This is a genomic window from Geodermatophilus obscurus, from assembly GCF_900143215.1.
GTDB lineage: Bacteria > Actinomycetota > Actinomycetes > Mycobacteriales > Geodermatophilaceae > Geodermatophilus > Geodermatophilus obscurus_A.
The window spans coordinates 1,940-6,839 of record NZ_FRDM01000061.1 but is presented as its reverse complement, the minus strand read 5'-3'; the positions used below and the strand labels follow the sequence as shown (position 1 = coordinate 6,839).

General features: G+C 74.9%; 6 protein-coding genes. All 6 read right to left on the bottom strand.

The features are described from left to right. The coding region (locus tag BUB17_RS27205; RefSeq protein WP_072921161.1) for a LysM peptidoglycan-binding domain-containing protein at positions 1 to 2,808 on the bottom strand (2,808 nt) is incomplete at its 3' end. Continuing rightward, positions 2,805 to 3,239, bottom strand: a complete 435-nt coding sequence (locus BUB17_RS23980; protein ID WP_072921160.1) for a pilus assembly protein TadG-related protein — start codon at positions 3,237 to 3,239, stop codon at positions 2,805 to 2,807. The genes BUB17_RS23980 and BUB17_RS27205, both read right to left, overlap by 4 nt. Continuing rightward, positions 3,239 to 3,676: a TadE/TadG family type IV pilus assembly protein gene (locus BUB17_RS23975; protein WP_072921159.1), complete on the bottom strand. Its 438-nt coding sequence runs from the start codon at positions 3,674 to 3,676 to the stop codon at positions 3,239 to 3,241. Before BUB17_RS23975 ends, BUB17_RS23980 begins: the two co-directional genes overlap by 1 nt. Beyond that, positions 3,673 to 4,089, bottom strand: coding sequence for a TadE/TadG family type IV pilus assembly protein (locus BUB17_RS23970; protein ID WP_244277462.1), 417 nt, complete (start codon positions 4,087 to 4,089; stop codon positions 3,673 to 3,675). Before BUB17_RS23970 ends, BUB17_RS23975 begins: the two co-directional genes overlap by 4 nt. Before the next feature lie 4 nt (positions 4,090 to 4,093). Beyond that, positions 4,094 to 4,306, bottom strand: coding sequence for a hypothetical protein (locus BUB17_RS23965; protein ID WP_072921158.1), 213 nt, complete (start codon positions 4,304 to 4,306; stop codon positions 4,094 to 4,096). Between the two features lie 248 nt (positions 4,307 to 4,554). After that, the coding region (locus BUB17_RS23960; protein ID WP_175561473.1) for an SAVED domain-containing protein at positions 4,555 to 4,900 on the bottom strand (346 nt) is incomplete at its 5' end.

Below are 4,900 nucleotides of genomic sequence, written 5' to 3'. Positions count from 1 at the left end.
GGGGTTGAGCGCGAGGTAGGCGGCCAGCTCGGTGAGGCTGGCGCGCTTGCTGGGCTCGACCGGGCCTTCGGCCCCTTCGATGTCGACCGGGCCCAGCAAGAGAACGCGAGGCCCGGTGGGGAGCAGTCGAGGGGCGGTGGCGGCCGGCCGGTCCTGTCCGGCATCTGCTGGATCGTCGTCGTCCGGGGGGCCGGCCTCCTCGCCTGTGGCGTCGTGCCGCTCGGGGACATGGGCCGCCGGTGTCGGCACGACGTCGTCCAGGCGGCCGCCGCTGGTCTGCGGGGCGGTGTTGCCGTCCTGCTCGACGTCGGGCCGACCCGTAGGGGTCCCCGCGTCCCTTGCGGCCGGTCCGACCGGGTCCTTCCTGGGCGTGGTGACGGCGGTTGACCCGCTGGTGGCCAGGGGCCAGTCGGGCCCGCTGGTGTCCCCGGGGGTCGGCGTCACGGTGGGTGGCTGCCGGGAGGTCTGCCGGTACCTGCTGACCCGAGGCGGCGGCGGGCCGTCGGTCGGATCGAGGGACACGAGGTCGTCTGCGGCGGCGGCCGGGACGGGCACGACGTGCGAGTGGGCGCCGGGGTCGTGGGCCGGCAGGTCCTGCAGGGTCGGCTCCGGTGCGGTGGTGGGCCGTCCCTGGGGGTCCTCGTGGGTGAGCGTGAGAACCTCGAGCAGCTGCAGGTAGGTGTGGTCGTCGAGCCGTTGCGGGCGTACTCGCAGGCCGACTGGCTCCAGGACGGCCTCTTGGCCGTCCAGCTGCAGACCCCAGCCGCCGCGCACGGGAGGGCCGGTGGTGACCGCGGCGATGGCCACGCGCGGCAGCTGGTCGGTGAGCTGCTCGAGCTGGGCGCGCTGGGTGGCGGTGACCTCGCCGGTGAGCAGCACGATCTCGGGGGTCCACGGATCGGTGTCGGTGTCGCTCACGCGGGCGGTGTTGAGGTCGCCGGCGCCGGTGAGCAGGGCCTGCCGGTCGCGGGCGGCGCGGGCGGCGAGTTCGTCGAGGAGGCGGCCGGCGGCGGGCACGTAGCGGATCCGGCCGGTCTGCAGGGTGTCTTCCAGTTCGGGGTAGGCGCCCACGACGGTGACCTGCAGGTCGTCGGCCCAGCGGCTGGTGGCCAGTTCGACGGCGATCGCGGCGAGGACCTCGCGGGTGCCGGTGTGGTCGCCGCGGATGCTCAGTGCACCGAGGTGCTCCAGGTCCAGCAGGACGTGTCCGTCCTCCTCGTCGTGTCCGATGGTGACCAGCGACGGGTAGGGAGCGGGCACCTCGGTGGCGAGTGCGGGGTCGAGGGTGCCGGTGGCCCCGGCGGGCAGGGTCCATACCGTGGCGTCGATGGTCCCGGCCCACGGTTCGGGCAGGTGGGCGGGCTCGGCGAGGTAGAGGTCGAACTGCCCTGCGGTCAGTCGGGCCGCGCGCACGGCCGGCAGTGGCCGGCCGGTGGTGGCGCGGTCGCGGGCCAGTGAGCGCAGCGCGAGGTCGACGGTGTCGACGCCGAGCGGGTCGGCGGTGGCGCGCAGTTCTTGTTCGACGGCTGCGGCGGGGCCGGTGGGCAGGGGGATGGTCTGCCCGGGCCTGCGGCGGCGCTGCTGCATCCCGCGGCGGGTCGCGAGCAGGGCGAGGACGCCCGAGGCGAGCAGGGCGCCCACGCCGGCGACGGTGCGGACGGGAAACGTGTCGTCGACCGCGGTCAGCTCGGCGTCCGCCGAGCCGTCCGGCTCGTTGTCGCCGCCTCGGCTGTGGCCTGCGGCGTCGTCTGTGGTCGGCGCGGGCGCCTCGGCCGTGGGTGCCGGTGCGGGGGTCGGTGCCGGCGGCTCTGGCGCTGGCGGCGGTTCTGGCGCTGGCGGCGGTTCTGGCGCTGGCGGCGGCTCCGGTGCCGGCGCTGTCGGGGTGCTCGGGATGGTGAGCGTCCAGCCGACGTCGATGACGTCGGGGTCGCTCAGGCGGGCCCCACCGGGCTGTTCGACGTCGCGGCTGGCCTCGGCGATCTCCGCGTACCTGTCGGCGTCGCCGAGCTGTTCGGCGGCGATCTCGGTGAGGGTGTCCCCGGCCTGCACGGTGTAGGTGTGTCCGGCGGCGCCGGGGGTGACCGGGGCGGGGGCCGGCGGCGTTGGAAGGATGAGCGTCCACCCGGGTGTCAGCCAGTGCGCGTCGGTGAGCGCCTGCCCGTCGGCCTGGACCACGCCGTAGTTCAGCGCGGCGATCTCGGGCCAGCGGGCGCCGTCGCCCAGCTCCTGCTCGGCGATCGACCACAACGACTCCCCGACCACCACCTGGTGGCTGGCCGCCGCGGGACCCTGGGTGGTCACCCCCGCGGGGCCGGTGGCGGCGGGTGCCGGCTGGGGACGGTCCGGGTCGACGCCCAAGCGGCCGTCGGTCTGCTGGGACACCGCGGTCGCGGCGCTGGAGGGGTCGGTGCTGGCGCTGCCGGTGGGGGCGGCGTTGGCCACCGCCGGCGCGCTGAGGAACAGCGTGAGCACCGCCGCGACCAGGCCGCGGGCGGCCGCCTGACCCAGCCCCAGCCCCGGCAGCCGGGGGGCGGGCAGGCCCCGCAGCTGCGCGGGCACCTCGACGAGCACGCACAGCGCGAAGAACGCCCACGCCAACCAGCCCACGACCAACAGGACCCCGAGGAACAGCTGCCCGTCGTCGGGGCTGCTCAGGGCGGTGGTGACGTCCTCGATGCTGGGCAGCGAGGACGGCAGGGGGTTGCCCCCCACGACGGCCAGCCCGACGGGGATCCCGACCAGCAGCACCAGCAGCAGCAGCAGCGACAACAGGCCGCGCAGCCGGGTCCGGGCGGCGGCGGCCGTCACGGGGTGACCTCGCCGTCGAGGACCTGCACCAGGCGGACCTCCGCCTCACCGGTCGAGGTCTGCGTCCCGACGCCGACCAGGTCGAGGAAGACCGGGTCGTAGGTGACCGAGGTCTCGACCCGCAGCCGGGTGCCGTCGATGACCGTGACCGTGCCGGCGACGTCGGCGGCGGCCAGGTAGTCCTCGGCGGCCGCGCGGGCCTGCGCAGGGTGGGCGACCGCGCCCTGTCCGCGGACGGCGCGGCTTTCCACGATGGCCTGGCCGCCGGCCCGGGCGGCTTCGGCGGCCACCGCGTCGGCACGCTGCAGCGCACGGATCTTCCCGCCGCCGTCGACGACCAGACCGACGGTGACCAGCAACGCCAGGGCGGCGACGACGAAGAACAGCGACAGCGAGCCCCGCTCCTCACGCAGCCGGCGTGGGGTGCGCATCAGCGCTCCCGGTAGGTGTCGAGCGGGCTGTCGGCGGTGGCGCTGACCGTCTGTGAGCCCGGCAGCCCCGGGACGGACAGGTCGGCCAGGGCGACCACGCACGTCACCGTGGCGGTGACGGTCGCCGGGGTGCCGGCGGGTGCGGCGAAGCCGGTCGTGTCCACTGACACCGAGCTGGTGACGCAGTCCAGGCCCTGCCGAGCCAGGGAGGCGGCCGCCACTGACGCGGCGGTCGTGTCGGCCTCTGGCTGGGTGCGCGCGATCGAGGCCTCCCGGGCCGCCTGGCTGGCCGCGGCCTGGACCGCCTGGGTGGCCAGGGACAACCGGCCGCCGTAGACCAGCACGCCGATGAACAGCAGCAGGGTGGGCGCCAGGACGGCCAACTCGAGGCTGACCGACCCGGTCTGGCCACCCAGCCGACCGCGCGGCCACCTCACGGTGTGGTCACCCGTTCCCGTGGTCCGGTGGCCGACTGCGACACCACGAACCCGCCGATCCCGGGCAGGACGCTCGGCGAGGTTCCCGCCACGGTGACCGTGGCCTCGGTGGCGCCCTGGTCGGCGGTCACCGAGGAGTCGAGCAGGACGCGGCTGCCGCCGGCGTCGGCCAGGAAGGCCTCGGCGCGCCGTACCCCGGCCGAGCCGGACCCGTTCTCCACCCGGGCGTCCCGCAGGCCCTCCTCGGCGGCGGCCAGGGCGACGTTGCGAGCGTGGAAGTACAACGCCGCCTGCACCGTGCCGAAGATGAGCAGCAGCACGACCGGGAAGACGACGGCGAGCTCAAGGCTGACCGACCCGCGCTCACCCCGGACGCGGGCCCGCAGCCAGGGAAGCAGGGGGCGGCGGTTCACCGGGTCAGACGATGGCGCCCATGCGGCCGGTGACCGCGGCGACGATGACCGCGATCAGCGCAAGAGCGGCTGCGAGCAGCCCGGCGGCGATGACGACGGTCTCCAGGGTGATCGCGCCCCGCTCGGCGTCCTCGCCGCGCAGCGCGCGGACCCGCTCGTCGAGCATGGACTTGCCGGCGACCATCAGGCTCATCAGAGTCGTGTACAGCTGGATCATGATCGTGTCCTCCCGTTGGCGGCCCTCCCTGTCCGGGGAAGGTGCGCTGCGCGGGCATTGTGTGACAGGGCGGTCACGAAGGCGTAGTCGGTGTGGCCCACCGCCGGACCGTTCACCCGTTCGTGTGCTGCCCACCCGACCGGGGCCTCCCACACCGCAGTTGCCCGGCGGCGCTGGCGGCCTCGTAGGTGTCGCTACCGGGAAGGTGCCGTGTGACGGTCTGAGCGACGTGGCGATCGAGTCGACTGTCAGGCGTCGACAGTGAACGCCGGCGTGTAGCCGCGGCCGGCGCCGAGGTGTTCATAGACCACGGTCTTCCGGGTGCGGTTCCACCGGTGGCCGAGCAGAAGCGCCAGCCCCCCAGGACCGGCCAGGAACAGGTGGATGCACCCGGCAGCGGGCTGACGGTCGAGTTCCTGCCGGACCAGGTCGCGGATCTGCTGGGCATAGGCCACCGCCTGTCCCGCGTTGGCGATGGCCTGGTCGTCCGCGCCAGAGGCCGGTTGGATGGTGACCAGTTCACCGACGGGGGTCTTCTCGCTCCGCAGGTACTCGACGACGGCAGCCGTCGGGTCTATGGCGACGCCGACCGCG